At 58.2% G+C, this 22774-nt stretch carries 20 protein-coding genes and 1 tRNA gene; 4 read left to right on the forward strand and 17 right to left on the reverse strand.

What is annotated here, in order from left to right; all coding sequences use genetic code 11:
* Positions 1 to 213 precede the first annotated feature (213 nt).
* The 6 genes from F8C90_RS02315 to F8C90_RS02340 all read right to left on the reverse strand — a co-directional run bounded on the left by F8C90_RS02315 (position 214) and on the right by F8C90_RS02340 (position 4910).
* Entirely contained in the window at positions 214 to 1539 is a 1326-nt protein-coding gene (locus F8C90_RS02315; protein WP_158048838.1) for a TadA family conjugal transfer-associated ATPase, read from the reverse strand.
* The gene (locus F8C90_RS02320; protein WP_170264497.1) at positions 1536 to 2804 is read right to left on the reverse strand and encodes a CpaE/TadZ family protein; all 1269 of its coding nucleotides are present in this window, start codon (positions 2802 to 2804) and stop codon (positions 1536 to 1538) included. The genes F8C90_RS02315 and F8C90_RS02320 overlap by 4 nt, the downstream gene beginning before the upstream one ends.
* A complete protein-coding gene (gene cpaB, locus F8C90_RS02325; protein WP_158048840.1) occupies positions 2794 to 3648 on the reverse strand; it encodes a Flp pilus assembly protein CpaB in 855 nt (284 codons plus the stop codon). The genes F8C90_RS02320 and cpaB overlap by 11 nt, the downstream gene beginning before the upstream one ends.
* A gap of 98 nt (positions 3649 to 3746) precedes the next feature.
* On the reverse strand, positions 3747 to 3947 hold the full coding sequence (locus F8C90_RS02330) for a hypothetical protein (RefSeq protein ID WP_158048841.1): 201 nt from the start codon (positions 3945 to 3947) through the stop codon (positions 3747 to 3749).
* A 26-nt stretch (positions 3948 to 3973) separates the two neighbouring features.
* A tRNA-Val gene (locus F8C90_RS02335) sits at positions 3974 to 4048 on the reverse strand.
* Positions 4049 to 4088: 40 nt separating this feature from the next.
* Positions 4089 to 4910, reverse strand: a complete 822-nt coding sequence (locus tag F8C90_RS02340; protein ID WP_170264498.1) for an arylamine N-acetyltransferase family protein — start codon at positions 4908 to 4910, stop codon at positions 4089 to 4091.
* Positions 4911 to 5188: 278 nt separating this feature from the next.
* Between F8C90_RS02340 and F8C90_RS02345 the strand changes: the two genes are divergently transcribed.
* Positions 5189 to 6268: a DUF262 domain-containing protein gene (locus F8C90_RS02345; RefSeq protein WP_158048843.1), complete on the forward strand. Its 1080-nt coding sequence runs from the start codon at positions 5189 to 5191 to the stop codon at positions 6266 to 6268.
* 10 nt (positions 6269 to 6278) lie between these two features.
* Entirely contained in the window at positions 6279 to 7328 is a 1050-nt protein-coding gene (locus F8C90_RS02350; RefSeq protein WP_170264499.1) for a DUF262 domain-containing protein, read from the forward strand.
* Positions 7329 to 7412: 84 nt separating this feature from the next.
* Here F8C90_RS02350 and F8C90_RS02355 read toward each other — a convergent pair whose 3' ends face one another.
* From F8C90_RS02355 to F8C90_RS02390, 8 genes are all read right to left on the reverse strand, one after another.
* Positions 7413 to 7691: a hypothetical protein gene (locus F8C90_RS02355; protein WP_158048845.1), complete on the reverse strand. Its 279-nt coding sequence runs from the start codon at positions 7689 to 7691 to the stop codon at positions 7413 to 7415.
* A gap of 97 nt (positions 7692 to 7788) precedes the next feature.
* Entirely contained in the window at positions 7789 to 10221 is a 2433-nt protein-coding gene (locus F8C90_RS02360) for a methyltransferase domain-containing protein (RefSeq protein ID WP_158048846.1), read from the reverse strand.
* Positions 10222 to 10248: 27 nt separating this feature from the next.
* Positions 10249 to 11895 (reverse strand): vWA domain-containing protein, encoded by a 1647-nt coding sequence (locus F8C90_RS02365; protein WP_158048847.1) that lies wholly within the window; start codon positions 11893 to 11895, stop codon positions 10249 to 10251.
* A 9-nt stretch (positions 11896 to 11904) separates the two neighbouring features.
* Positions 11905 to 14211, reverse strand: a complete 2307-nt coding sequence (locus tag F8C90_RS02370) for a leucine-rich repeat domain-containing protein (protein ID WP_158048848.1) — start codon at positions 14209 to 14211, stop codon at positions 11905 to 11907.
* Between the two features lie 155 nt (positions 14212 to 14366).
* Positions 14367 to 14702: a hypothetical protein gene (locus tag F8C90_RS02375; protein ID WP_158048849.1), complete on the reverse strand. Its 336-nt coding sequence runs from the start codon at positions 14700 to 14702 to the stop codon at positions 14367 to 14369.
* A gap of 226 nt (positions 14703 to 14928) precedes the next feature.
* Positions 14929 to 15204 (reverse strand): hypothetical protein, encoded by a 276-nt coding sequence (locus tag F8C90_RS02380; RefSeq protein ID WP_158048850.1) that lies wholly within the window; start codon positions 15202 to 15204, stop codon positions 14929 to 14931.
* An 83-nt stretch (positions 15205 to 15287) separates the two neighbouring features.
* Positions 15288 to 15647: an oxidoreductase gene (locus F8C90_RS02385; RefSeq protein ID WP_158048851.1), complete on the reverse strand. Its 360-nt coding sequence runs from the start codon at positions 15645 to 15647 to the stop codon at positions 15288 to 15290.
* Positions 15648 to 15664: 17 nt separating this feature from the next.
* Positions 15665 to 17980, reverse strand: a complete 2316-nt coding sequence (locus F8C90_RS02390) for a molybdopterin-dependent oxidoreductase (protein WP_158048852.1) — start codon at positions 17978 to 17980, stop codon at positions 15665 to 15667.
* Positions 17981 to 18427: 447 nt separating this feature from the next.
* Here F8C90_RS02390 and F8C90_RS02395 point away from each other — a divergent pair, with 447 nt between their 5' ends.
* The gene (locus F8C90_RS02395; RefSeq protein WP_158048853.1) at positions 18428 to 19204 is read left to right on the forward strand and encodes a trigger factor; all 777 of its coding nucleotides are present in this window, start codon (positions 18428 to 18430) and stop codon (positions 19202 to 19204) included.
* A gap of 170 nt (positions 19205 to 19374) precedes the next feature.
* Here the strand turns inward: F8C90_RS02395 and F8C90_RS02400 are convergent, their stop codons facing one another.
* From F8C90_RS02400 to F8C90_RS10875, 3 genes are all read right to left on the reverse strand, one after another.
* The gene (locus F8C90_RS02400; protein WP_170264500.1) at positions 19375 to 19893 is read right to left on the reverse strand and encodes an FKBP-type peptidyl-prolyl cis-trans isomerase; all 519 of its coding nucleotides are present in this window, start codon (positions 19891 to 19893) and stop codon (positions 19375 to 19377) included.
* Between the two features lie 65 nt (positions 19894 to 19958).
* Positions 19959 to 21269 carry a trigger factor gene (tig, locus tag F8C90_RS02405; protein WP_170264501.1) on the reverse strand — a complete coding sequence of 437 codons (1311 nt, stop codon included), beginning with the start codon at positions 21267 to 21269 and terminating at the stop codon, positions 19959 to 19961.
* Positions 21270 to 21442: 173 nt separating this feature from the next.
* Positions 21443 to 21667 (reverse strand): hypothetical protein, encoded by a 225-nt coding sequence (locus F8C90_RS10875; RefSeq protein ID WP_170264496.1) that lies wholly within the window; start codon positions 21665 to 21667, stop codon positions 21443 to 21445.
* A gap of 470 nt (positions 21668 to 22137) precedes the next feature.
* Here F8C90_RS10875 and F8C90_RS02415 point away from each other — a divergent pair, with 470 nt between their 5' ends.
* Positions 22138 to 22743, forward strand: a complete 606-nt coding sequence (locus tag F8C90_RS02415) for a hypothetical protein (RefSeq protein ID WP_158048856.1) — start codon at positions 22138 to 22140, stop codon at positions 22741 to 22743.
* The last annotated feature ends 31 nt before the right edge of the window (positions 22744 to 22774 follow it).

Here is a 22774-nt window from a genome sequence, read left to right on the forward strand (position 1 = left end):
GGTTTGTAACCGACGCACGAACCCGCGCATTGCGAAGGACTGCCCGGGCAACAGGGCGCATGAGCCCCACCCCATTGCGCACAAGCCACGAAACCCAACCCGCCCTGTTCTTTTCGCCGCCGATTGAGTACGCAGCAGAGCGAGATCTTTTTGCCAGCCGCCTCGCAACAGCGCTCCCCAAAACGGCGGCGCCACCGAACGCCAACAGGACCGCTACGACACACAAAGCGACATTTCCTTCCACGATTGCACCTCCTTATCGGTCGCAATCCCCAGCTTCACCAAGTCGCCCACCCATTCCGGAGCAGAGAGCCACACGCCCGCGCCGCCGCAGATATCCCGCTGGTAAATCGGCGCAACGATGCACTCCCTTATACTTTCACCTGGAGAAATCACTGCAATCTGAGAAACCATCCGCGAGCCATCGGCGCCGCGGGCCGTCTGGACGATAAGGTCGAAAGCGCTCGCAATCTGCGATTCGATGACATCCACGGGCAAATCGGCAACGAAGCGCACCATGGTCACCAAGCGAGAAATCGCCTCCTTGGGAGAGTTCGCATGAAGCGTAGTAAGCGACCCCTCATGCCCCGTGTTCATGGCGGAGAGCATGTCGAGCGCCTCGCCGCCGCGGCATTCGCCCACGATGATGCGGTCGGGTCGCATGCGAAGCGCGTTCGCGACCAAATCGCGAATGGTGACTTCCCCCACCCCTTCCGCATTGCGCGGACGAGCCTCAAGGCGCACGACGTGAGGATGCTCCGAAAAGCGCAGCTCAGCGGAGTCCTCTATCGTGATGATTCTCTCATCAGGGGGAACGTGGCAAGAAAGGGCGTTGAGAAGCGTTGTTTTGCCGCTCCCCGTTCCACCGGAAACAGCGATGCTCTTGCGAGCGCGAACAGCCCAGATGAGCAAGCGCTGCACGCATTCTTCAATCGAGCCGCTCTCCACCATGTCCTGCAAGGTGATGACCCTCGAGGAGAACGTCCGGATCGTGAGCATCGGGCCGTCGAGCGTAAGAGGAGGCACGATGGCGTTCACGCGATGCCCCTGCGCAAGGCGGGCGTTCACCATAGGCGACGACTCGTCGATTCGCCGGCCGAGCGGGCCGATGATGCGGTCGATGAGCATCCTCACCTCGTCATCGCTCGCGAAACAAAACTCGCTTTGATGCAAAACACCGTCGCGCTCGTAAAACAACGAGCGCGATCCGTTCACCATGATCTCGGTGATCGACTCATCCGCGAGAAAGGGTTCGAGAGGCCCGAAGCCCAGCATGGAATCAATCAGGGTGTCGGCAAGCGCTTCCTGCTCCGCAAGGCCGGTATCGAAGCGGCCGCTTCCCTCGAACGCTGCCCGGCAAACCGCTCGGATCTCATTGCGCGCCCGTTCGGGATTGCCTTTGGCAAGCGACGCTATATCGTCGGCGGGAAGCTGCTCGCGAACCCGCCCCTTCAACCACTCGAGCATTTCATCGCGAGTCGCCCGAGAAGCGGCAGGAGTTTCATTTCCCGCCGCCCTCACACGATCGAGAAGCGTCATGGGAGCACCCCCTCCCGGCGAGCGCGCCTGAAGGAGAAAAGCCCGCGCGAAGGCGCCTCGGACTCTTCGGACGAAGCCAATGAGCCCGCAGCCTCCCCGACCACCTCGCCCATAAGCTCTCTCACGCTTTGCGCGAAGGCATTGCGCGAGGAAAGCAAATCGTAAGCAAGCCCTGTGCCGAGCGCCTGCTCGACTTCCACTCCGCCATCTTTAAGTTCGGCAGCATGCGCACCCTGCATCGCGCACGACACATCGATTGACGAGAACAGCGAGCGCTTCGAGCAGCGATTCGCGACGAACAGGAAGGGGCTTGCCGCAATCCCGCAACGAGCGCACAGCTCGACCGCATGCTTGCATGCCCGAAGAGACGATGCCCTCTGATCGACGAGGAACAGCGCCCGAGAAGATCGCTCGAGAAGCACCGCATGCTGCTCTCCCCAGTTTGCGCCCGTGTTTGCAACGATCGCGTCGAAGTGAGCCATTGCCGAATCGAGCAGCGCGGGCAATTCGTGCACTATCGTTTCGGATTGCTCAAGCCTTCTCGGTGCAGCGATAAGGCAGAGCCCTTGCTCGTCGCGCGGCAAATCGGACAGGGGAACAGCACCGGAGAGCACCTCGTCAACCCCGTAAGCACGCTTGGCCCCGAGCAGTTCGCGCATATCCCCGAATTGGAAGTCGCAATCGAGAAGCAACGTCTTAATTCCCGCCGAAGCTAACGTCGCCGCTGCAACCGCAGATACCGCACTCTTGCCCGCGCCGCCGCTTCCACTGACGACGGTAATCAGAGTAGCTCGCTTTTCACCTGGTGAAACGACAGGTTTTGGCGAAACCGAGCCCGTGTGGGGGGCCGCGCAAGGGCCAGTCTCCCTTTTGGAATCGCGCGATCCCGAAGCTAGCGCACGGACCTGCCGTTTGCGCGCCGCATAGCGTTCAACAAGCACCTGGTGAGTCATCGTCTCATCTATCCCCGCCGCCTTCGTCCGACTATGAAGCGAGCCGGACGGCTGCGAACAGAGCATCGACACGCGACGCCTTGGATTGTCGCGCTTCACCGCCGCAGCCAAGTTAATCGGCTCGACGTCGGGGCAAGAGACCACCCATATTTCCTCAATCGAGGCGCTTTTCGCGGCCAAGTCCCGCGCTTCCCGAGCCGTCGTACGAACCGCAAGCCATGGCTGCTCGAGCAGATTCTCTTCCCGAAGGCCGATAAGCTCGGGGTGACGCGCGCTTTCCTCGTCGGCGCACAGCAAAACCTTAGCGTTCATGGGAAGCCCCTTCTCCAGAGCCGAGGTCGGAAGCAGGCGCCGGCAAGGCGCCCTCAGCCTGCGATGCGTCAGTAGCCGCGAAGCGACCATCAGGTTGCGAAACTTGAGACGAACCCGAATCAGATGCCGCGTCCGACCTCTGCTGGACACTCGATCCCTTCTGACCCTCGTTCGCATCGAGCGACTTCGACACCGTTGGCTCGGGAACGTCTTCGCCGGGAAGGGTGAAATACAGCTCCGATCCCTGCGCGACCGAAACGATTTCCTGAACATTCGCAGGGTCGAGCGCAAGCGTTACCCATGAAACGGAATCGGCCCCTGATTTCGACGAAGAGCTCGCATTCGTTGCAAGCACCAAAACGCTATGGGCGATGAGCGTCGTTCCCGCCGAGCCCGTCGCGTACACGTCGACGAACATACCTGGGCGAAGCGCGCCCCCGACCGTTTGCACATCGCGCGCGGGAACGCTGACGGCGGTCAGCTCGCCGGGAACATCGATGGAAGATGACGACTCCTCGAATCGCCTCGAAGTCAGCACCTCGCCTTTCAGCACCGTTGAGGTCACCTGCTTGCCGAGAACATCGCTATCCTGCGTAAGAGGGTCATCGGGCAGAAGCGCCGTGACCCACATCCGTTTCTCGAAAGAGGAGGCATCGACTACCTCACCAGCTGCGATGTCCCTTTTCGCCACGCACACCTCGACCTGTTCGCCGCCAAAACGCTCGAGCGCCTCGGCGCGCGCCGCATCGACCTGCGCACCCGCATCCTGCAGGTACATAAACACGCAGACAGCGCATAACGCGCCGCATGCGATACCGACGATCCACGATTTCGTTTGCCTCATGAGTCCTCCGCTCATCCAAGTGAAGGACATGCTAGCGAGCGATTCAGGCACAGCTCGCCCAAATAGCTTCTCAAAAACCCACGCCTTATCCGCAGGGATTAGTCAGCTTTTCCGATAATGCGCGCAAAAACCTGGCAGCAAACCTCTAAAAACGCGTCATTTTCTTGCAGGAACGAGGCGCGAAATCGAAAAAACCTTGCAGAAACCTGGCAGGAACCCGGCACGACGTCGGCAGAAAACAGGCAGGCCCGACGGTCCGGCAAAGCGCGGAAATCACTGCCAAAAGCAAAACGGGCCACGGAAAACCCGTGACCCGTCGAATGTCTGGTGGTCGCTGAGGGATTTGAACCCCCGACCCAGTGCTTGTAAGGCACTTGCGCTCCCGCTGCGCCAAGCGACCGTTATTGCGCGAATGCGCCTTGGTATTGTCCCACACCTTCCTAGCGAGCGCAATATGGCGTGAAGCCGAAGTGTTCCCGAAGCGCCGCGGAAACCGCAAAATCGTCCTCGAGCGGCGTCTTCTCACTTGCGCCGGACTCGCGCACGTTCAACACCCCGCGGCCGATGCTCTTGAAGCCGGAAGCCGTGCGGATATTCGCCATCACGGTATCACGGAACACGGTCCCCGGCTGCGAGCAGGCCAAACTCAGCGATGCAAAATCAATGTCCTCAACAGAGGCAAGACAGAACTCAAGCTCGGTCTGACGCCTCGACGGGCCCTCGTCGCCGTATAAGTCGCGCTTCGCCTGCGAAATCCGGTCGATGGCCCACCAGTGCTCGTCGATACGGCGCGGAATGTAGACTTCACCGCGAACCGTCTGCTCGCGCTCGTCGCAGATGACAAGGGAGCCTGCAGGAAGCGGTCCGCCGAACCCGACGTCGACCGAAAGCAGCTCCCCATCGAGGAAAACAAGCGTGCCCCGATGGTTGATCGGCATGCGCCCCTCCCTGCCGCGTACAGCTCGACTGAGGCAGGGACGCACCTCAAATCCCACCGAGCGGAGCAGCAGCTCGAACATCTTGTTCAGCTCGAAGCAAAATCCACCATGACGATCGACAACGATCTTTTGATAAAGGTCGCTCATCTCAAGGGAGGGCGTCTTCCCAAGCGCAACCAAATCCGCAGTCTCAAACGGGATGCTGCACTGATGCGCGTACACCAAGCCGTCGAGCGTCTTCCTCGTCACCGGGGCGTCGCCTTCCCATCCGATTCTTGCCAAGTATGTCGAAGTCATAACGTCATTGAGCATCTCCATCGCCATAGAGGGCCTCCTTGCAAATCGTCGCATCTCCCGTCGGTTCCATGATACCCGAGCGCCCATATATCGGCTGCACTCTCATTTCGAACAAGCTGCGCCGCCTCGGCAGGAAGCAGGCTTGCCGCCGGCGCCAAGGAAGGCAGCCTGCCCGCGCGAAGGCTTACGCCCGTTCCATAACAAAGCCGTGCGATTCGTCCCATAATTCCCGCACCGTCCAAGCGGACCCCCCGCGCACCGCATACTTAAACAAAAGGACACACCACCGTATCTGAGGAGTTCGTATGCAAACCAGTAATGCGCTTTTGCTCGATATCGTGGGCGCATCCCGAACTCGATTCGTCATTCCACCTTACCAGCGAGCATATTCGTGGAAGCACCGCCAATGCGAGGAGCTCTGGCTCGACATTTTCCGTGCCGCACGGTCCGCCTCGCAGCACTTCGTCGGAACGCTCCTCTACGCCCCCGAGCGCAACGACGAGAATGGCAACGCCCGTTTCTCCATCGTGGACGGCCAGCAGCGCACGACGACCGTTTCGCTTATCCTGGTCGCGCTCGTTCGCCACCTGAAGAACACGGGCATCACCCTCACCCATACCACGGCAGACGAAATCGAGGCGCGCTACCTTTTGCTCGACGGCAATTCGAGTCTTCCCGGCAAGCTCGTGCTCTCCCGAGGAGACCGCGCCTCCTACTTCGACGCGCTGCTCGGCGCCAAGCCCGACGATATCGCCTCCGAGAACATCGCGCACAACCTCGCGTTCTTCACTGAGAAGATGGCCGAGCCCGACTTCGACGCCGAGACGCTCTGGCAGGGGCTCAACCTCCTTTCCGTCATCTTCGCCGAAGTCGAGAAAACGGAGAGCGCGCAGCCGATCTTCGAGAGCTTGAACTCCAAAGGTGCACCTCTTACTACCGCTGACCTGGTGAGAAACTATCTTCTACTCGCCGAAACGCACACGCAGCAAACCTATCTCTACGACACGTACTGGAGCATCATCGAGAGCCTGTTCGTGCCCGACCCTGGCTCCCTCCGACTCGACAACGCAATCCAAGGATGGCTTTCGGTAAGGTTCCGAAAGGTTCGTGCGCACGGGCCCAGTGAGGTGTACAGCATCTTCAAGCGCTACGTCGAGGACGACTACACCGGCACGACTGAGGACCTGTTGCGGGAGCTGCGCAACTTCTGCTTCGTCTGGGCGGAAAACTACCGCTACCATGCGGTAAAGAAGTTCCGCACCATGGATTGGGCCGTTAACGGCGCCCCCACATTGACCAGCGGGTTCACCCGTCAGAAAGCCCACGACGAAGCATATGCGCAACGGGTACGTGCCGAGATGCGCAACACGGACGCGACACTTTAGGAGAGATGGCATGAAAACGACGCAGCGCACCTTCCTCGATTACCTCGGGGCACCGCACACGCACTTCATCATTCCCGTCTACCAGCGCGTCTACACCTGGAGCGACAAGCAATGCGCGACGCTTTGGCGCGACTGCGCTCATGCGGGCGAGACGCAAAGCGAGCACTTCATTGGGACGGTGCTCTATTCGCCCGACCCGGAGCTCGCAAGCGCGCAGACACAGGCGATCGACATTATCGACGGGCAGCAGCGCACGGCAACGATCTCGCTGCTCATCGCCGCTTTGGCCGACTATCTGGAAGAGCAAGGAATGGTCCTCGAAGACGGAACCGACGCAGCCGAGCTTCGCGCGCGGTTCCTCCTCGCGGACGGTCGCAATCCCGAGGAAGCTTCGCGCAAGGAGAAGCTGACTCTCTCGCGGCTCGACAGGGCGACCATGACCGCGGTGCTCAACCATACCGACCCTCCTGAGGAGGACGACCTGTCGAAAAACGTCGTCTCCAACTACCAGCGTTTCAAAAGCTACCTGCAAGCCGAATCTGATGCGGAAACGATATGGCGAGGCCTCAAGCAGCTGACCATCATCGCCGCCGAGGTCGAGGAAAGCGACTGTCCCCAAACGGTGTTCGAGAGCCTGAACTCGAAAGGAATGCCGCTCACCACAGCGGACCTTGCGAGGAACCTCTTGTTCTCCGACGTCGAATACGAGGAGCAGGAGCGGCTCTATGACCAGTATTGGAAGCCCATCGAGAACCTGTTCGCGGACGATGACGATGACGCCACGAGCATGAACGCCGCCTTGCGAGGATGGCTCGCCGTGAAGGCGCCACGCCTGCGCAGCAGGGCGAGCGATGACGTCTATGACGCGCTCAAGGCGTTCTTGCAAACCGAGAACCACTCAGATACCGAATCGTTGCTGCGCGGATTCAAAGGCTTTTGCGAAACGTTCCGCGCCCGTTCCCAGTCGAAGGGAGCGCGAACCGCCGATATGCACACGACCTGGGGAATCGGTGGAAGAACAAAAGGGTTGCCCGTCGATCGAAGCCTCTTCGGGGAATGATCGCGCCAGCTTGCGGGTGGCAAAACACCCACAAGCAAAAGCCTCGCCCGTTGCTGGCCGCCTTGCCGAGAACCCCCGCCTGCGCTACGCCGGATCGGCGGAGTTCAGCCTGATGGCGCACGCCTGGAGCTCGTCGACCAGCTCCATCGTAAGAGGCTCCGCAAGCTCTTCGCCCGCCTCCAGCTGAGCGTCGAGCGCAAAGCAGCGCCTCGTGAACGCTTCGTTTTCGGCATCGAACATCTTGAGCTCGCGCGCAGCACGAAAGCCATCTTCCACGTTGGTCGACTTCGCGATGCGCCACAACAGCAGCGTCACCAGCCGAACCGACCCGCGAAACCGCTTGTCAACAGGCACTTCAGCCATTGTTTCCCCCTTTTTTATGCGAAAGGCGCCTGCCAAGCCGCAGCAGCCTGGCAGGCGCCTCATTCCCTTTGCAAGGCACGACGCCTAGCCGCAAAGTTTAGCGCTTCTTGCGAACGTAGAGCGACACAGCCGTGAACTTCACGTTTTCGTCTCCTGCCACCTTCGGCACGACATGCCCCGCCTTGTAACCGCGATCGGCCTCGACCTCGAAGGACTCTTTGACAGAGGGCGCCTCAAAGCCCGCAGCCTCAAGCCACGCGAAGTTCTCCTGCTCGGTTCGCGCGGCCTGCACGCTGTTTCCGATGGAGCGTGCCTCGTCCACGACCGAGTCGGTGCGCGGCCGGTCCGCGAAGATGGTCTCCAAAATCAGCAGTCCGCCCGGTTTCAAGACACGGCCAAATTCCCGTATTGCCTGCTCCTGGTCGTAGAAAAGCGTGATCACGTTATTCACGTAGATTGCATCGTAGACAGACGACCCGATGCCTGCGCCAATCAGGTCTTCAGGGAAGGCGACGCGGAACTCCATGTTGTTGCGCGAAAGCCCGCTCTCGTGCCACGCGCGGCTCATGCCGTCTTTCGCCTCTTCGACATACGACGGGCTCCAATCGACGCCCATCACCTCGCCGCTATCGCCGACCAGGGAGCTGAGCTTGTATACGCCGCGCCCGCGCCTGCAGCATACGTCGAGCACCTTCTTGCCTTTGAGCTCCTCACACGGCAAGAGCATCTTGCACACGCTCGCGAAGCCGTACTCGAACTGCTTCCCGCCATAGTGCTTTGCAAGCGCGCCCGCAGGAATCTCCGCCGGCACGTTTTGCGAGCCCTGTGCGCTCGCGGAGGCCACAGCGGCAGGGGCGGAAATCGCCGCGCCGCTATCGGCCACGCCGCCCGCAGATGTCGAGGAAGGCGCCGCACCGCGCGAGCCCGCCGTCGCACCCGGCTCGCCCTTTGGCTTCGAACCGACGCGCATCCCGACCGCGCCGGGCTCGCCCACCTCGCGCTCTTCTGCCAGCGAGGCATCGATCTCGGCAAGCTTGCTCACCCGCTCGGTGAGCCCCATGCGAGCCGCATCGACCTGAAGCTCCTGGTTGTACTCGTAGTACTTCTCGTTTCCATAATGGGAGATGAAGCGCGTAGTCGGCTTGCGCGTGGTGAGCTCGGCTAGAAACACGAGCATCTCGCGGCTGCTGAGCGTCTCGTCGATGAAGTCGAACGCGTTGCTCATACGTTCGCCCGCGGCATCAACCAAAGGCGAAATCTTCGAGACCTCAGCTTTGTACGCGCGCTCGATAGCGTGAAACGCAACATCGCCCTCGGTCGCCTTCTCGAGCATGCACTGCGCTGCAAAGCCTTTCAGCAAATCGATGACCAAGCGCTCCTCTCGAATGAACTTCCGCGAGGCGGTGCCAGATTCTATCTTTCTCGCCAGCTTGCGTTCGCGTTCGGACACGCGAGGGGCAAGCGCCTCGTCGACGCTCGCACCTGCGAGGAACTCAGGCTTCGTCTCGCGCAGCAAGTCGCGAAGCGTCACAACTATGCCCTCCTGATCGAGCGCCTTCGAGCAGTCCGCCGACAGCGTATCGATCATCAGGCCAAGAAGCGCAATGCGCTCGTCGAAGGGCGCTGCCTTCGCGCGATCTTTAATGGACGGCGTCGCAGTGCCGGAAAGAATCGACCCCACCTGATAATCGGAGCGATACTTCTCAAACAGCGAGTAGTACACGGTGAACTGGTCGGCAATGTCGTCGTCGCGCAGGAACTGCACGAACAAATCGCGGTTCACCGGCTTTCCCATCTGCTCATACAGCGAGATGACCTTCGCCAAATCCTCCCAACCGCGGGCCGTCACGAACGATTTACCGCCGCCCGGCCGCGATTCGACCTTGTAGAAGCAGTCCTTCTTCGCCTCGAGGAACGTGGTCACGGCAGGGTGAAGACCCGCTTCGGAAGCGTAGGTCTTCCACGCGCCGTAGTCGGGCTCGACATCGATTTCGCGCAAACGGTCAAGCGTCACGATGTCGAACTCGTGCACCGAGCGGTTGTACTCGGGCGGGTTGCCCGCGCACACGATGACCCATCCTTCAGGCACCTTGTGTTTGCCGAACGTCTTGAACTGCAAGAACTGGAGCATCGAGGGATACAGCGTCTCCGAAACGCAGTTGATCTCGTCGAGGAACAGGATGCCCTCACGCAACCCCGTGCGCTCCATGTAATCGTAAATCGCCGCGATGATCTCCGACATCGTGTACTCGGATGTATCGAATTCCTTCCCCTCGAATTCCCGATGCTCGATATGGGGAAGGCCGAGCGCGCTCTGGCGCGTATGATGCGTCATGGAGTACGACACGATGCCGATGCCCAGCTCGCGGGCGACCTGCTCCATGATGGCGGTCTTGCCGATTCCCGGCGCGCCCACCAAGAAAATCGGTCGCTGGTGCACAGAGGCAATCGAGAGCAGCCCCGCGTCATCCCTCTTCAAGTATGCCTCAACGGTGTCTTTCACCTGCTGTTTCGCCGAGACGATATTCATAGTGCCCGTCCTTTCACGCGCCCGCAGCTAGCGGATGCCTTGGCTTTTGAACCGATTGATGCCCGCCTCGTCGATGACGACCTTCATCGCCCAGGGCGGCACTGGCGGAAGGTCACGCCCCTCTTCGTCCATGAATACGAACGCCGTGTCGTAATCGGGCGGCTTTTCGGGAAAGCTCCCCAGGCCGTCCGTAAAATAGATAAGACCCTTCATCTCGGCCAGCTCACCGCGATCGCGCAGCGTCTCGACGTAGTCGAACACCGGACGGAAGTCGGTCCCGCCGAACCCCCTGATGACGAAGTCCTCCATGAGCTTGTCGATCTCGCCGATATCGGTGATCCGCGTATCGGACTGCACGCGCGCGTCGCACTGCACGATATGCACGTTGACCTCAGTCGTATAGGTTTCCGACTCCTTCAGGATGTCGAACGTGTGCTGGATGAATCGACGGACCAAGTCACCCCGCACCGATCCCGACGTATCGATAGCAATGACAAACTCGCGCACCCGATCGGTCTCCTTGTACTCGAGCGGCTCGACAAGCGGCATGTTCCCGTAGAGCTCCATGCCGTAGGTGTAGTAGATGTAGTCGAATTCGTCCTGGTTGAGCAGCATCTCCTCGTTCATCGTCATGAACTTGCGCAGAAACTCCGTGTAGTCGTACACCTTGCGGTTCGCCACCGACAGATGCTGCATCAGGCTGTCCGATTCGCGGCCCCATTCCTTCGAGAACGTCTCGAGGTTCATCTCGATCTCCTTCGAGATTTCCTCCCATTCCCGCTCAGCCTCGTCGTCCTCGGAATGCTCACGTTCCTCATCATCGCTGGTCAGCGGAACGGGCTCGGCGCTGTCGCCTTCTCCATCCTCGGCATCGTCGATATCGTCCGCCGCATCTTCCGCCTGTTCGGTTTGCGAATCATCCCTTTTATCGTCCGTGTCGGTTGGCTCATCGGCACCGCCAGCAGATTCAAGCTCCATGTCATCGGACTCGGGTGCTTCGCCGGAATCGCGCTCGCTCACCTCTTCCGGCTTCTGAGCCTCACGACGCTCAGCGGGCGAATCCTCATCGGCATTCGACGGCCATGCCGAATGATCGTCCCTCTCGAACAGTGCGACCCAATCGTTGAGCGTCGAGCGGCCCATCCCGAGGTGCTGCTGTCCGGAAGGCGTGAGAACCATACCCTTCACCAGCGCATATACTTTATTGGGAAGAAGGCTTCCCGTCAGCATCTTTATCCTGTCGAGCGCTTCAATCCGCTCGGCGTCCTGCGGGGAGGAAAATCGCCCCGCGCACATATCGAGCGCCACGCTTTCGGCGATGATATCGCACGTCAGGTTCCAAGCTTGTCGATTTCGGTGGTCCTTATCGAACGGGTGGCGGAAGATGCAGTGCATCACCATATGCAGATAGTCGCGGATGAGCTCGTCGAAGCCCTCCTCGAACCGCGCAATCACACGCGGCGGATCGAACGCCACACGGCGCGCATCAGTGGTCAGCGGATACCGCGCCCCCGCACGAATCGGTACGTTCTCCATCCGCCAAAGGGCCATGTCCAGGAAACGGAACTTCAGCATGAGCTGAACGCGACATTCGTCGAGGATGTCCCGGGCGAGCTCGTCTTCGCGCGCGCGTCGCGCAAGTTTCGCGTCAGCTATCGTCTCATGCTCCGACATGCCGCCCCCTTACAGATCGAAGTCCATCAATTGGCTGCCGAAGAATCGGCGCTTCACTTCAAGAAGGTATCCCGTCATCGCGGCATCCTGCACATCACCCGCGCGCTCTACCACGATATCGATATTATCTTTTGTGAGATAGCCCAAATCAAGCATGTCATCCACGACCTGCCGATCATCATGGCGCGCCGCCTGCACGATGATGTCGACGAGATTGCTCCTCATCACGCGATCGCACATGCTCCTGTTTGAAGGCGTCATGAGAACGGGGTCTTTCAGCCGCGCGATGATCATCTTGCTCTGGTCGTAGAGACCGATGCCGCCGTCAACCATCGCATCGTAGCTCGAGCCGCTCACAATCGATCCGTCGTAATGGTCGAGAATAGCCTCAACGCTCACATGGTCGGGGACGCTGAACGCAAGCTCGATTTGCTTGACGCTCCGGTCGATTTCGGGAAAGCGCACGTCAAAGCTGGTATGATCTTCAATTGGCTCTTCAAGGTCGATATGAATCAGCTCGATGAAGCACTGGAAGGCAAGGCCGCGCATTCCCACCAGCTTGATTCGATTGGACAGGTAGAGCTCGCGAATGCTCCTATCGCCGTTGAAAGCGTACGGCGCAATGGCGACGACTTCCTCAGGGATTCTCACGCATTCCCGAGAATCGGTGTTTACCACGACGCGGGCTTTGCCGTTGCTCCATTTCTCGAGCAGCATGCCGTTCTTTTCCTCGTAGCGAGCATTGCCCTGCGCCACCGTGACCTCGCGAAGCGTCGGCTGGCGCTTCCCGTTGTGCGCGTTGTAAGTGACAAGCGCGTTCTCCCCGATCTTCTCAAGCGAAGCAGGGATATGAAGCGATTCAAGAGCCGTGTCCATGAGCGCCTCAGAGCCCATTTCGACAACTCCCTCGGGAATGGCAATACGGCGCAGCGCCCGGCAGCCCTTGCATGCAGCGGCACCGATAATGCGAACGCCTTCGGGCAGCACTACCTCTTCGAGCTCGGCATGGTTGAGCAGCGCCCCCGGGGCCACCTCCGTCGTTCCTTCCGCCGTCTCGAATCGCTTCGCCTCGCTATCGAACAGACACAGCAGTTTCATGCCATCGCCCTGAAGCTCATAGAGGGCGCCAGATTCGTCGAGCATGAGCCGCTCCGAACCGGGCTCCAGTGTAAACGTTGCACCCTCGCCTGCGTAAACCAGTTTTGTTCGCGCAGCAACGGGATAGCCGATTTCGACAATGCTGTTCGGAATCCTTAAGGTTGAAATATCCGAATTACTAAACGCATCCGCCTCAATGACCTGCAGCTTCTCGTTGAGCGAGACACTTTCAAGGGAGGCACAGGCGAAGAACGCGCGCTCTCCTATTTCCCTCAAAGCGGAAGGCGCCTCGAATATCCGCACCGCAGTACGGGCGAAAGCGTAGGGGCCTATTACCTCAACGCTGCTCGGCAACTCCACCTGCACGAGATTGCAGAAAGAACTGAATGCCTTCCGCGCGATCGTGGTGCACGAAGGCGCAACGGCATACGAAGGCAAGGGGCACGCAAGCGCCACGAGCGTTTTGGCGTCTTTCGAGTAGATCGCAGCACCATCGGTCTGCAGCCAAGGATTTTCAGGATCGATTGATATTCCAATCAGCCGACTCTTCTGGAACGTTCCTGGCTCAACACGGGAAAGCGCCGCGCCGAACTCAACGTATTCGAGATGGGGAATGTCGAACAAGCTCGGTCCAACCTCTTCCAAAAGCCCCGGCATATGCAGCCTCGAAAGCGAAGGGCATCCACGAAACCAGTCAGACTCGAAAGTGGCAAGGTTGCGCGGCAGCACAACGCATTCCAAACGCTTGCAGAAGCGGAAAGCGCAGCCCCCGATAAACTGCACTTCCTCTGGTACGACGATCGACGTCACATCTTCTAAGCTCGAGCAGGCATCGGGCGCTAGCGAGTGAACCGGCAAACCCTCAATTGAATCGGGGATTGCAACCTCGCCTTCCGCATGCGAGCAACGCTCGATGCGGATCGAAGACCCCGACAACACGACGTATTCCCAGTCCGTACCAGCATCGTCGACGAAATGACGAGAGTCTGAGGTACAGGCATCTTGCAAGGCCTGCGCTCGCAGAGCAGCCTCACGGCGCTCACGAATTCGCGCCTCAGTCGAGAGGACCTGCTCCCTTGTCGCCATTCCGTCATTGAGCGGCATAGAGGTAAAACCTCCAAAGCTCACATCGAGCTTGCTAACATCGAGCGACTTGTTACGATTCACCTGAGCCTTAGCGTAGGCGATATGAGGAATTCCCAAAAGACCGTCTGCCATTCCCGCACCTCAAAGCAACTACGAACAACATACGTGACTGATATGCCAATCGAAATAATACATAATTACCCGGTTTGAGCAGTTTGAGCGCATCGCTCCATTAAATAGCAAAATGGCCCGACGCGAGGGTGCCGGGCCATTTTCGGAAAATGCGATTACTTGCGAGGAACGCCTGCGGGGTCGACCGGGCGACGAGAAGAAATCTCATCGCCAAACATGATGCAATAGCGCATGCCCTTGAGCGTTACATACAAGCAGGCAATCTCATGTTTCCCGCCCTTGTTGAAGACCTCGTAGGTCAGCATCTCGCGATCAATCATCGGCTGATAAATTTCACTATCGACAACCTTCTCAAGCAACATATTCGTCGCCTCGCGGCCAAGCTCGTCCTGCTTCAAAGCAATGTTGTACAGAATATCTTCTTGAGCTTCCGTAAGACGCCCGAGCTCTTCAACCTCAGCGCGAATTTCCTCTTCATTCGTCATAGCCATATCGAAAGCAATCCTCCTTGAGTAGGTAGCGCGAAAACGCATAACTCTTCTGATGAAAGTATCTTATCATTGGAAAATCGCCATTTGAGCAGGTCGAAGCTAGTGGAACAGTATGGCTGAAATCGTTTCATCCGCATTTTCGGGACAAAAAAAAGAACCCCTTCTTACGAAGAGGTTCTTAAGCGAGCTTAATTCAGGCCCCTAGAAAAACATCCCCTGGAGGGAACTAGATGCCGTTGTAGCCCTTCGAAGGATCGGAGTCGCCAACGCCATTAGCGGTGTCGCCAGCTTCATTGCCGGTACGCTTCGTAGAGGTGTATCCACCCCAAGCGCGAGCAATGAACTTGTCCTTCACGAAGAAGATCTGAGCCTTCATAAGGTCAGCCTGAGCAATGCCATGATCGGCGAGGACTTCGTCCTTGCTCTTGCCAGCCTCGAGGCCTGCGTTCAGCTCAGCAGCTGCTGCTGCAGCGTCGAGCTCAAAAAATTCATCGCGGGTCATGTTTTCCCTCCTTATTGGTCTATCGCACGATGCCGTGGTCGCCAGTCGCCTAGCGACCACGGACATCTTAACACACTAAAGAGTTACAGCTGGAAGAGAACCATCGGTCGATCGAACTCTGCCATCTTAGCGACCATCTCTTCGACGGTACCGTAGTACATCGAAGCGGACTCGTCGACCTGCACCGCGAGCGGACGCTGGCCGGCCTTGTCGCCATTGGTTCCCCAATGCTCGGAGAAGATGGACGTCGGGCAAGGAATGTAGAACCACTCCCAAGCGTCGCCGTCATTACCTTCGCCCTTCTTGAAGGGACCAACCTGAACTTCCTTGATACCGAACTGTTCGAGAGGAAGGCCAAGCTCTTCTTTGCAGCCGATCTCGGCGGCATGGTTACCGGAGTAGTACGTGTAGTCTACGAGCAGTGCGTACTTCTGATCTGCCATTTATGCCACTTCCTTTCTTAGTCGTCGGAGTTCAGGCTATGGACGCGGCGGATGTTGCACATAACACCCTTGTACGGAGCGCCAAAGCCAAGCTTACCAATGTTCTGATGCGGCACGAGGCTGTTGAAGTTGGACTTCCAAACGCCGAACAGGTTGGGCTCTTCGCCGTCCTGCTCAGGGAACCACCAGCCGTGAGCGCAGTTGAGGATACCAGGCTTCATGACCGGCGTGATCTCTGCCTTGAAGCGAGCCTCGCCGAACATGTTGTAGACCTCAATCCAGTCACCGTCGGTCACATCGTACTCTGCAGCGGTCTCCGGATTGATCTGGCACCACGGCCACGGATCGATCTGGCGCAGGGACGGAACCTGACGATGCTCAGAATGGAAGGAGCTGTAGCGACGAGAACCAGAGGTGGTGATCAGAGGATACTGACCAGCCAAGTCGGGCTTGCTGATCGGGCTGTAGTTCGGCTCCTCGTAGTACGGCAGCGGATCCTCGCCCCAGGATTCGTAAAGAATCGAGTAGGCTTCGATCTGGCCGGTAATGGTGTTGAAGCCGGGAGCGCCATCGAAGCGGAGCATGCCCTTCTCATACTTCTCGTACTCGAAGCCATGAGCACCAGGCTGATAAAGGCCGAGCTCCTGGAAGGTCTTCCAGTCGAAGCCGAGTTCCTTGAGCTGATCGCTGAAGAAGTCTTCGACTGCCTGCTGCAGAGCAGGGAGGTCAAGCGACTTGCCGTCTGCAGGCTTGTACCACGGCCACCACTCGGGGTTGAGGCGCTGACCGAACATGAGGCAGATCTCGATGTCGGACTTGCACTCGCCAACCGTGAGAGCCTTGTTCATGGGGCCCATGAACACAGTGTTGCGGCCATAGTGGGTGAGGACGATGCCGTCATGCTCAGCCCAGGTGGACATGGGCAGGAAGTAGTCACCGAGAGCCATGGAAGTCGGCGTCTGGGTGAGGTCCTGGATGACGACGAACTCGAGCTTCTGGAGAGCCTTGTGCCAACGCTTCGGCTGAGCAGAGCAGGTCGGCGTCAGGAAGTTGGAGCTGTTGAACCAGCCCATCTTCAGAGCGTACGGCTGATCCGTCTCCATGGTGTTCAGGGTCTCGTCAGGCTGGGTGGTAGCCATGCCGGTGGACAGGCCAGGCCACTGCGCAGCACCGATACGCTTCGACCAAACTTCGTCGGTCATAGCGCCGCGCTGCTCCATGCGCCACTTGCCGAGAAGTGCCGACGGAGGACCAAGGGTAAGTCCGCCAGGACGGTCGATAGAACCGCACATAGCAGCCAGGATGATGAAGGACTGGGACAGCTGAACGCCGTTCTTGTTCTGGTCGAATGCCAGACCCCAAGCCCAACCGATAGGACGCTCGGTGCCGATGATGTGGGCGACGCGCTTGATATCCTCAGCGTCGACCGTGGTGATCTCGGCGACCTTGTCCACGGGATACTCAGCGGCGCGAGCCTTCAGCTCGTCAACGCCATAAATCCATTTCTCGACGAACTCGTGATCGTACTCATCGTTCTCGAAGAGGAGGTTGATGAGGCCGAGTGCGAGAGCCGTGTCGGTCTGCGGACGAACCTGCAGGTTGATGTTGCCATCATGAGCGCCGACCCAGGTGATGCGGGGATCGATGGAGATGATGTGCGTGCCAAGCTTCATCATGTCGACGAGGCAGTGGCCGAAGAAACCGTCACCGTTGGAGGGCAGCGGCTCCTTGCCCCAAACCACAACCCACTTGGACAGCGTGTAACGCGGGTCATGATAAGAACCGGGCAGATGACCAGCGTAGTCGAGCTCAGGATAGCCTGCGCCGAGCACGTAGTCAGAGATGGAGCAACGAGGACCGTAGCAGGACCAGCCAGACTGCGTGTAGCAGCAGTTGGGGGACTGCAGAACGGAGAACGTCAGCGCGTAGTAGTAAATGCAAGCCTCACGGCCGGTACCACCGAAGCAAACGATGGACTCGGGGCCGTAGGTGTTCTGGAAGTAACGGACCTTCTCGCAGATCGTGTCCATTGCCTCGTCCCAAGTGGTGCGCTCCCACTTGTCCTTGCCGCGATCTTCGAATGCGCGCTTCATCGGGTAGATGACGCGATTCGGAGAATGGGTGTACTCGCGAAGAGCAAGGTTCATGGCGTTAACACGACCAGTGGTGATCGGGTTATCGTCGTCGCCTTCGATACGGATGAGCTGATCGCCCTTCGTAACGACCTTGACACCGTATCCAACCGGGTGAGATCCCGGAGGAGACCAAGTGTTGCTACGAGTGACTACGGTACCGTCTTCAAGCTCGGTACGCCACTGCTTACCATATGCCATAGTCTTCTTCCTTCCTTTTCCCTCGCCAATTTCTTTCTCCACATTTACCGAGCGGGGTTGCTTGGAAGCCGCTGTCTTGCTTCCTCGCGTCACCGCCTCAAGGCACGTTTCATATTAGAGACATTACGGGGTTTGGAATCGAATCAGCGGGTTGTTTTTGGGTAGTTCAACCTCATCCTTTCAGGTTGATTTTCTCGATATGACCCTCTATTTCCCCTGGTCATGAAATATTCCGCGAACGGCATGTCCATTTTTCAACTTTTTGGCATTTCGCTTCGCTCCCCTGAAATCAGGTATGAAAAGGCGCGGAATCACACGCTGCATGACACCATCCATTGGTACAATAAGAAGCGGTATTCATGCTGTCTGATACCAATTACGTATGAAGATATCCACGTCACGTCCCGGGCCTGATTCACGGCCCGGTTTTTTGGGGAGGAACGCACTATGACCACTCAGCAATTCACCCTTACTTCTTATGATCCCGTCTACGCGATCGCCGAGGAAGTCCGCATTCCCGAAGACACGATCCGCGAGACCGCTGTCCGCTGGCTTGAGATCAACATCTGCAAGGAAGGCGAGAAGGCGAAGCTGACCGACGGCTGGGTCAACGCCCACTGCAAGGATTTCAAGTCGGTCGACGAGCTTTTGATTTTCATCCGCTACAACATGTATCGCGACAATCGCGAGGTCCAGGAGCTTGCCGACCAGGACGCCATTTGCAAGGAACTGTCCAAGCGCCTTGTCGAGGAACTCCCCGCCGATCTCGTAGAGAACTCCCTCTATGCATCGACGATGCGCATGGAAGAGATGATCAGTCGCCAGGGCATGACGAAGGAAGAGTTCTGTGAGCAGCGCGGCATCACGCCCGAGCAACTCGACGCCGACGTTCGCGAGCGCACCATCCAAAGCCTGAAGGAGGATTCCGCTCTGGCTGCATACGCCGACCATGCCAATTACACGCTCGAGGCCGAGGACTTCTACGCCATCATTCCGGGCGACTCCATTCAGGACAAGGCTTACAAGCGCCGTCAGATCGAGCTCGATGGGCGACTTCCCCAAATGGAAGAATACGCCCGCAAGACCAAGGCGCTGAAAGAGATTATGGAAAACGCCATGATCAAGCGCAAGGCAACCGACACCGAATGGCTGCGCTACGGCGACACGAGCAAGGACGTGCTGAACGCGAACAAGCAGTTCCCCGAGAACTTCGTCACGCTGTAAGCGCCTCTGCACTCCCCCAGCATGCGAAAGCCGCTGCATTAACTGCAGCGGCTTTTCTTTCGCCTGAGCGAGGCTCGCCTCAGCTCTTCTAAGACGTGAGGAGGCCCCCGCATTGAACTGCAAGGACCTCTGGCTTCACTTGGGTATGAATGCGCGGCTTCGGCGATGCGCTATCGGTAGGATTCGCCCTGGTCGCCGCCGAGGAGCTTCGACTGCTCCTTCATGTGCTGGCGCTTCTCGTGCTCCGAGACGAAGTTCTCAGGAGCCGCCTCGACGCTCTTGATCTCTACCTCGAAGGTGAGGTCCTTGCCTGCGAGCGGGTGGTTCAAGTCGAACTTGGCGTTGCCGCCCTCAATCTCGATGACGGTACCAAGCGTCGGTTCGCCCTCGTCGTTGGCCATCCACAGACGAGAACCAACCTTGATATCGCGCTTGGGAATCTGGTGCGTTGGGATGACGGCGACGTAATCATCGAGGTACTCGCCGTACGCATCGTACTGACCGACGGTAAAGGTCTTCTTCTCGCCCTCGATACCTTCCATGGCGAGGATTTCCTTTTCAAAGCCGTCGATCGCCATGTCCATGCCCGTTTGGAAAACCATGGGGTTTTCCTCGGTTGCATAGCCGAAAACGGTACCATCTTCCAATTTACCCGTGTACACGAGCGTTACGGTAGATCCAAGATCCATGTTCATCTCCCTTTTCCGGCGCCCGGCCAAGGTGCCGCAGCGCGCCTGAGCGTTTCTATGCTGGTTTAAGCCTCTTCGTCGACTACGGTCACTTCTGCGGTCTGTACAAGCCAACGAGAAGCCTTCGAGTGGCGGCAGACCTTGCGAAGCTCTGCCATGCGGTTCGCCTTCTCCCACTTCTCGCGCGTTGCGATGGCATCGTCTTCCTGGGCAAGCTCCTTCTCGATGTCCTCCTCGGTTACATCGAAGCCCTTCTCGGCAACGAGGGCCTCGAGGGCGCAATCGATACGGGCGCGGCGGATCGCCTCCTGCGTCACGTTCTCCTTGATCTCATCGGCCTTGCCGTTGTTGTTGAGGAGCCACTCCTGTAGAGAGGTGCCTTGCTTCTCGAAGCTCTGCATCATCTCGCGGCCGACGTCCTGACGAATGAAGTCCACGTAGTATTGCGGAACGTCGCCCACAAGGCGATCAGCGAGCGCGTCAACCGCACGCTGCACCATAAGGCCCGGGAGCTCAGCTTCTTTGTGTTGATTGATCTGGTGGCGCATCTGCTTGCGCATATCCTCGGCGTCCATGCAGCCCACCTTGGCCGCGAGCTCGTCGCCAATCTCGGGAACAATCTTGCGGCGGAATTCCTGAATCTCGACGTTGGCGTGCAGCTGGCCATCACCAAACTGCGTGTTGCCCTCCTCGTCTTTCGCCTCGAAATCGAATTCGAGAGTATCGCCGAGCTTGCTGCCGACAAGATGCTCGTCAAAGGACGCGGGCATGGAACCAGAACCCAACTCGATCATGCGCGTCGCATAGCGAAGGCCGTTCACGGCGTTGCCGTCTTGCGTAACCGTCACGGCCGCCGAGACAACATCGCCCATTTCTGCAACATGTTCGGGGTCGTCGATCTTTTCAAAGGAATGGTAGACATCCTGGAGATGTTTGAGCTGGCGCTCGACCTCCGCATCGGTAGCCTCGTCAGGCGGCATTTCGATGGAAACACCGTCGTAGCTCGAAAGCTTCATCTGCGGCACCACGGCGCCGGAGACAGTGAACGTGAACGGCTGGCCCTCGACGACATCGTTATCAACGTTGAAATCCGGTTCCCCTACGAAGATCACGTCCGCATCGTCAAGCGCCTTGAAGGCCTTTTCGTTGATGAGCATCTCGGCGACGCCGCCCATGGCGTTCTTGTGGCCGCCAACGTTCTGTTCGAGAACCGCGCGAGGCGCCTTGCCCTTGCGGAACCCAGGAATATCGCGCTGAGCGATTTCGGCGAAGAACTTGTCTGCCGCTTCCTTCACTTCGTCGGCGGACGCGACCAGGGTCAGAACCAACTCCTGCTTGTCCCCATCGTCCTCGCGAACTCTGTCTTTAACCTGCACAGCTCCTCCTTTATGCCGGCAATGATTTCTGCGTTGCTGAATTTACGCTGTTCATGCAGTTCATTGTACCTTAGAGGGCATTTCAGGGAATAAAAAAGACTGGTCCAGAAGCTTTCTGGACCAGTCTTTGAAAAATCGTACTACAACTATTACGTTGCGGAACGAGTGGCTTCTTACATGCCAGGAGCCTTGGGGGCACCGGGAGCCGCAGGGGCACCAGGAGCAGCCGGAGCACCGGGGGCACCGGGGGCAGCCGGAGCGCCAGGAGCAGCAGCCGTCAGATCACCTTTGCAGAAGGGGCAGTTCTTGAGAACCATGCCGCCCATAGCCTGGATGGTCTTGCCGCAGTGCGGGCACTTGTTCGGGCCAGCCGATGCGTCTGCAGGACGAAAACACATAACAATCCTCCTTTGTAGCTTCCCGAAGATTCGGCTTCATACCAAAAACTTCGGGCATCCTTTTTTCAAAACGCCATCCCCGCCGGATTGACGCTTCGATTTACCTTCCGCTTTGTCCGAACGTAGCCATCGGCTGCTCTGGACCTTCCCAATCCGTTAATTGAGCAATCGATATCTAAGCTCTGTTATCAAAGCTTCTTTAGTTTATAGCTCGAGCAGGGAAATGCATCATCACAATGGGATGTCTTTATATTTTCACCATCATTCTTTGGGGTTGAATTTCCTCGTCTTATCAGGGAAAACGTATAAGACATAATCCACTATATGGGGCGTTCCTATGATAAAATCGAGAAGCAAGAATAACGGTAGCTTTTAAAGCTAAATCTATGAGATTGCCGACCCCTAAAGCGGCGAAATCACGTCTTGCACTATACTTTTAGTAACGTTTTCGGCACTACCGAAGGAGCTCTATGCCCAAGTTCAACAAGATGTACTTCCCCGTCGACGCTATCGCGAAACACGAGGATTTCGATGTTTGGTATAGCGACGGAGAACGAGCTTTGCGCTTCGAGGGCCCTTGGGAGAAAGAGTCCGACCGCATCGCGATGATCGGGCGCATGGGCGGCCAAATCGGCCAAATCAGACCCGACAACAAGGCACTCAACTATTATCTGCGCCACGATCGCTTCGAATACGAGTTCCAAACCCGCGTCATCAAGGAGCACTATTATATCGAGGGCATGCTGTGGGACATCCACGGCAGCGTGAGCAAACCACCGGTCGACTTCTTCCAGATCAAAAAGAAGAAAAACGAAGTCCACGTTCGCAAGACGCTGTTCAAGGACCACGGCGAGTGCTTCGAGGTAACTGCTCGCGACACGGCGACGCTGCGTATTGCCGTTGAGGCCACGGTGGCCATGTGCATCAAAGAGGAGTATAAGGGCTTGAGCGACCCCGATGAAGACGAGCGCGGCGGAAAGAAACGCGGTACCTTCGGCAAGTTCTTCGACTTCATCCAGCCCAAGGGCGTTCCCTACGAGAAGCTCTACGATGAGGAGGGTAATCCTCTCGGCTAGTAACTGCTGCTTTAGCTGGGCAAACGCCAAC

This window comes from Ellagibacter isourolithinifaciens, assembly GCF_008831035.1.
Taxonomy (GTDB): Bacteria; Actinomycetota; Coriobacteriia; order Coriobacteriales; family Eggerthellaceae; genus Ellagibacter; species Ellagibacter isourolithinifaciens.

Excerpts from the sequence above, each read along its gene's own strand:
- F8C90_RS02315 (WP_158048838.1), bottom strand. The coding sequence starts at position 1,539 with ATGACGCTTCTCGATCGTGTGAGGGCGGCGGGAAATGAAACTCCTGCC.
- F8C90_RS02380 (WP_158048850.1), bottom strand. The coding sequence starts at position 15,204 with ATGACCCGCGATGAATTTTTTGAGCTCGACGCTGCAGCAGCAGCTGCT.
- F8C90_RS02415 (WP_158048856.1), top strand. The coding sequence starts at position 22,138 with ATGCCCAAGTTCAACAAGATGTACTTCCCCGTCGACGCTATCGCGAAA.
- F8C90_RS02385 (WP_158048851.1), bottom strand. The coding sequence starts at position 15,647 with ATGGCAGATCAGAAGTACGCACTGCTCGTAGACTACACGTACTACTCC.
- F8C90_RS02340 (WP_170264498.1), bottom strand. The coding sequence starts at position 4,910 with ATGGCGATGGAGATGCTCAATGACGTTATGACTTCGACATACTTGGCA.
- F8C90_RS02400 (WP_170264500.1), bottom strand. The coding sequence starts at position 19,893 with ATGGATCTTGGATCTACCGTAACGCTCGTGTACACGGGTAAATTGGAA.
- F8C90_RS10875 (WP_170264496.1), bottom strand. The coding sequence starts at position 21,667 with ATGTGTTTTCGTCCTGCAGACGCATCGGCTGGCCCGAACAAGTGCCCG.
- F8C90_RS02355 (WP_158048845.1), bottom strand. The coding sequence starts at position 7,691 with ATGGCTGAAGTGCCTGTTGACAAGCGGTTTCGCGGGTCGGTTCGGCTG.
- F8C90_RS02350 (WP_170264499.1), top strand. The coding sequence starts at position 6,279 with ATGAAAACGACGCAGCGCACCTTCCTCGATTACCTCGGGGCACCGCAC.
- F8C90_RS02375 (WP_158048849.1), bottom strand. The coding sequence starts at position 14,702 with ATGGCTATGACGAATGAAGAGGAAATTCGCGCTGAGGTTGAAGAGCTC.
- F8C90_RS02390 (WP_158048852.1), bottom strand. The coding sequence starts at position 17,980 with ATGGCATATGGTAAGCAGTGGCGTACCGAGCTTGAAGACGGTACCGTA.
- F8C90_RS02370 (WP_158048848.1), bottom strand. The coding sequence starts at position 14,211 with ATGGCAGACGGTCTTTTGGGAATTCCTCATATCGCCTACGCTAAGGCT.
- F8C90_RS02360 (WP_158048846.1), bottom strand. The coding sequence starts at position 10,221 with ATGAATATCGTCTCGGCGAAACAGCAGGTGAAAGACACCGTTGAGGCA.
- cpaB (WP_158048840.1), bottom strand. The coding sequence starts at position 3,648 with ATGAGGCAAACGAAATCGTGGATCGTCGGTATCGCATGCGGCGCGTTA.
- F8C90_RS02395 (WP_158048853.1), top strand. The coding sequence starts at position 18,428 with ATGACCACTCAGCAATTCACCCTTACTTCTTATGATCCCGTCTACGCG.
- F8C90_RS02345 (WP_158048843.1), top strand. The coding sequence starts at position 5,189 with ATGCAAACCAGTAATGCGCTTTTGCTCGATATCGTGGGCGCATCCCGA.
- F8C90_RS02365 (WP_158048847.1), bottom strand. The coding sequence starts at position 11,895 with ATGTCGGAGCATGAGACGATAGCTGACGCGAAACTTGCGCGACGCGCG.
- F8C90_RS02320 (WP_170264497.1), bottom strand. The coding sequence starts at position 2,804 with ATGAACGCTAAGGTTTTGCTGTGCGCCGACGAGGAAAGCGCGCGTCAC.